We start from the raw sequence: 4,593 nt of genomic DNA on the forward strand, positions 1-4,593 counted from the left end.
CGTTCAGGTATGATTTTGTTTTGATTTTCTTTTTTTTAAAGAATAGTTTTTCTCTTTTAATCTGAAAGGTTTCAAGAGCATAGTGGGTTATGGTTATGCGTCGTGTGTTCAATCATCATGTTTGTTTCTGTGTGTTATCGACAGCTATTCTAGCTGGTCTTGCTCTTATGACTTCTCAGAATAAAGTCTATGCTGGAAAGAATTGTCAGGGGGTGGATAGTGGTGGGGAGAATCAGCCAATTGTGTGTGATGGGACGAGGCCAGATGGGAGTGGGTGGAGTGTTGATGGTGGATGGGGTGAGCTGAGTGGTGAGAATCGAAATATAGATATGAGTAAGTACTCTAGTGAGGTTGCTGTGACAGTGTACAATGGGAGGGGGAGGGAGACAAAGATTAGGATAAAGAGTAAGCTGACGGTTAGGGATAGTAGTGGTAGTAGTCAAAAGACAGCGATTAAGGTGGAACGTGGAGGGGAGCTGGCGTTGGTGGGGGGTGTTGATGTTACAGATGTGAAGAAGGGGATAGAAGTGAGTGGGTCGGGGTCTTCTGTTACGGTTGTTAAGGGGACGATTGGGGTGAGGGCAGGGAGAGATGCAGGTCCTGTGATTGAGGTGAAGAATGGGGGGGAGGTGATGTTGATGAAGGAGGTGACGATGACGGGGAGTGGGAGTGGAGATGGGGTGGGGGTGTTGATCGAGAATGGGGGGAAGGTGATGTTGATGGAGGGGGTGACGATGAAGAATGTCAAAATGGGGATGAAGATTAAGGGGACGAAGGGGATAGCTACTGTAAGAGGGGGAGGGGCGACGATTACGGTTGGGGGGAATGGGACGGGGATGGAGGTGGAGGGGAATGCTAATGTGATGGATATGACGATTAAGGGGAGTGGGGGAAATGGGATGGGGGTGTTGAAGATGGGGGAGGGGACGTTGACGTTGACGAGTGTGAAGTTGATGCAGCTTGAAACGGGGGCAAGGGTGACGAATGGGACGTTGACGTTGAATGGGGGGTCGAAGATTGATGTTGGGGGGAGTGGGGGGACAGGGATGTATGTGAGTAATGGGAGGGTGGAGATGATGGGGACGACGGTTACACTTCAGGGGGGTGGGACGGGGATGGAGGTGATTGGGGGGACGGTGATGATGATGAGTGGGGAGATTAGGGGAAATGGGGGAGGTGGGAGCAAGGGGGTATATGTGACTGGGGGGAGCGGGAATGTGACGTTGACGAGTGTGACGATGAAGGATGTTGATACGGGGGTGGAGGTGGATGGGGGGAAGGTGAAGATTCTTGGGGAGTCGACGATTGATGTTACGGGGAGTGGGAAGGGGATATATGCAAAGAGTGGGAAGGTGGAGATGGAGGGGACGACGACGATTAATGTTACGGGGAGTGGGAAGGGGGTGATGGTGGATGGGAGTGGGACGGTGATGATGGAGGGGACGACGACGATTACGGTGAAGGGAAGTGGGACGGGGCTGGATGTGAGTGGGGGGAAGGTGGTGATGATGGGTGGATCGATTACGGTTGGGCGGGATGGGACGGGGATGAGTGTGAGTGGGGGGAAGGCTACTATGGTGATGGGATCGATTACGGGAAATGGGAGTACGGGGACGGGGGTGGAGGTGAAGGGGAATGCTAATGTGACGTTGACGAGTGTGACGATGAAGGATGTTGATACGGGGGTGGAGGTGGATGGGGGGACGTTGAAGTTGGAGGGGAAGACGACGATTAAGGTTGGGGGGAGTGGGTCGGGGATATATGCAAAGAGTGGGACGTTGATGATGAGTGGGATGACAACGATTAATGTTACGGGGGTTGGGACGGGGATGTATGTGACGGGGGGGACGGTGATGATGAATGGAACGACGACGATTGATGTTACGGGGAATGGGAAGGGGCTTAATGTGAGTGGGGGGACGTTGATGATGACGGGGACGACGAAGATTAATGTTACGGGGAGTGGGGATGGGCTTAATGTGAGTGGGGGGACGGTGATGATGACGGGTGGGAGTTTGACGGTGAAGGGGAATGGGGGTGGGAAGGGGGTATATGTGACGGGGGGTGGGGTGTTGATGGTGGAGGGGGTGGATATTTCAAATGTTGGAACGGGGATTTGGATGGAGGGTGGGGTGTTGATGGTGAAGGAGGGGACGATTAGGGGAAATGGGAGTGGGGGGACGGGGGTATTTGCGACGGGGGGGAGCGGGAATGTGACGTTGGAGGGGGTGAATATTTCAGAGGTTGCAACGGGGGTGCAGATGGAGGGGACGGGGACGTTGATGGTGGAGGATGGGACAAGGATTGAGTTTACGGGGGATTATGGGGTGTATGTGGGGGAATCGGTGACAAAGGCTACTTTGACGAATGTGACGATTATGGGAAAGGGGAAGGGGGATGGGATATATGTGAAGGGGGGGACGGCTACTGTGACGTTGGAGAGGGTGAATATTTCAGAGGTTGCAACGGGGATATATGCGACGGGGGGTAAGAGCTTGACGGTGAAGGGGGGGACAAAGATTGAGTTTGAGGGGAAGTATGGGGTGTATGTGGGGGGATTGGTGAAGAGTACTACTTTGGCGGGGGTGGAGATTAAGGGAAAGGGAAGTGGGTCGGGGATGGGGGTTTGGGTGGAGGGGGGGGTCGATTAGGGGAAATGGGGGAGGTGGGAGCAAGGGGGTATATGCGAAGGGGAATGCTGATGTGACGTTGGAGAGGGTGGATATTTCAAATGTTGAAACGGGGATTTGGATGGAGGGTAAGAGCTTGACGGTTAGTGGGGGGAAGATTGGGTTTATGAGGGATTATGGGGTGTATGTGGGGAAAGGGGTGAGGGCTGAGTTGACGGGCGTGACGATTGAGGGAAGGGGGGGAAGTGGGAGTGGATACGGGGTGTATGCGATGGGGGGAGAGGTGACGGTGAGTGGGGTGAATGTTTCACAAGTTGAAACGGGGGTATATGCGATGGGTGGGGTGTTGATGGTGATAGGAGGGGAGATAAAGGGGGTTAAGGAGGGGATAAAAATGATGGGGTATGGGGTGTTGAAGGTGAAGGATGGGACGAGGATTGAGTTTACGGGGAATTATGGGGTGTATGCGGGGAAGAGGGTGAAGAATACTAGTTTGACGAATGTGGAGATTACAGGAAGTGGGAATAATGGGAGTAAGGGGGTGGGGGTTTGGGTGGAGGGTGGGAGTTTGACGGTGAGTAGGGGGTCGATAAAAGGGGTTAAGGCGGGGATAGCAATGATGGGGGGTAAGAGCTTGACGGTGAAGGATGGGACAAAGATTGAGTTTGTGGGGAATTATGGGTATGGGGTGTATGTGGGGAAAAAGGTGACAAGGGCTAGTTTGACGGGTGTGAAGATTACGGGAAGTGGGAAGGGAAGTGGGACGGGGGTATATGCGATGGGGGAAAAGGTGATGATGAAACAGGTGGAGATTTCAAATGTCGCAACGGGGGTGGAGATGTCGGATGGAGTGATGTGGTTGAAAGAGACGCATTTGAGAGATGTCGCAAAAGGTATGACTATCGAAGAAGCGGTTGTGGTCATGGTTGAAGGGTCGGTAGAGTTTAAAGGAGAGCATGGGATTTATTTTAAGCAGGGAAGGGCTGCTTTAAAGGGGATTACTATGAGGTATAAGAGTAATGGTTCTAATGCTAACTTCATCAAGGTTGAAGATGGAGTGGTTCTGGCAGAAAAGCTAACAATGACAGGAAATGGAGGTAAGGGGCAGGGTGTCAAGGTAGCAAATGGGGGAGCTGTGTGGTTGAAAGAGACAAACTTTACCAATGTGAGAAGTGGTATGACTGTTGAGAGGGGAGGTATTATGCGCATGGAGGGAGGATCCATTACCTTTACAGGAGGCCATGGTATTGATGTCTCAGGGGGGCAGGCTTTGTTAACTGGTTTTAGCATTACAAGACAAGGTGATACGAGCAAAGCTACAGCTACAGGCACAGGGGTAGGGGTGAGTAACTTAGGAGAAGTCATGATGAGGGATGTGAATATTTCTCAGGTTGAAATGGGAGCAAGGGTGACGAGTGGATTGCTGGTGATGGACAAAGGGTCCATTATTTTTAAAAGAGATTATGGTATCAATCTTGTAAGCGGGCATGCTTTTTTAAATGGGGTTAAAATTACGGGGCCTGGTAGTGGAACGGGGATAGAGCTGGGGTATGGGCAGGTGTTGATGAAAGGCACAACTTTTACCAATGTTGATAAGGCTATAACTGTTACACAGGGGGATGTCAAAATGGAGGGAGGCGAGATAACATTTACAGGAGAGCACGGGATTCTTCTCAAGCAGGGTGGGGTTGCTTTAATGGGGGTTACTATGACTTATTTATGCTTTCATGTATGTTTTTTTTGCATTGTGTGTGAGTGTTTTGTTTATTTTTTCTTGTTTTGAATAGAAGACCTTCAGGGGGATTTTGTTTAGGGGTTTGAGACGTTCAGGTATGGTTTTGTTTTGATTTTCTTTTTTTTAAAGAATAGTTTTTCTCTTTTAATCTGAAAGGTTTCAAGAGCATAGTGGGTTATGGTTATGCGTCGTGTGTTCAATCATCATGTTTGTTTGTGTGTGTTATCG

Annotated in this window: 2 protein-coding genes; both read left to right on the forward strand. The window is 50.8% G+C overall.

Translation table 11 applies throughout. From position 1 onward, the window contains the following. Positions 1-95: 95 nt before the first annotated feature. The gene (locus J7R05_RS06730) at positions 96-2,651 is read left to right on the forward strand and encodes a hypothetical protein (RefSeq protein ID WP_208541709.1); all 2,556 of its coding nucleotides are present in this window, start codon (positions 96-98) and stop codon (positions 2,649-2,651) included. Then, complete coding sequence (locus J7R05_RS06735; RefSeq protein ID WP_208541710.1) at positions 2,608-4,413, forward strand: right-handed parallel beta-helix repeat-containing protein; 1,806 nt, start codon at positions 2,608-2,610, stop codon at positions 4,411-4,413. Before J7R05_RS06730 ends, J7R05_RS06735 begins: the two co-directional genes overlap by 44 nt. The last annotated feature ends 180 nt before the right edge of the window (positions 4,414-4,593 follow it).

This window comes from Bartonella capreoli, from assembly GCF_902813205.1.
Taxonomy (GTDB): domain Bacteria; phylum Pseudomonadota; class Alphaproteobacteria; order Rhizobiales; family Rhizobiaceae; genus Bartonella; species Bartonella schoenbuchensis.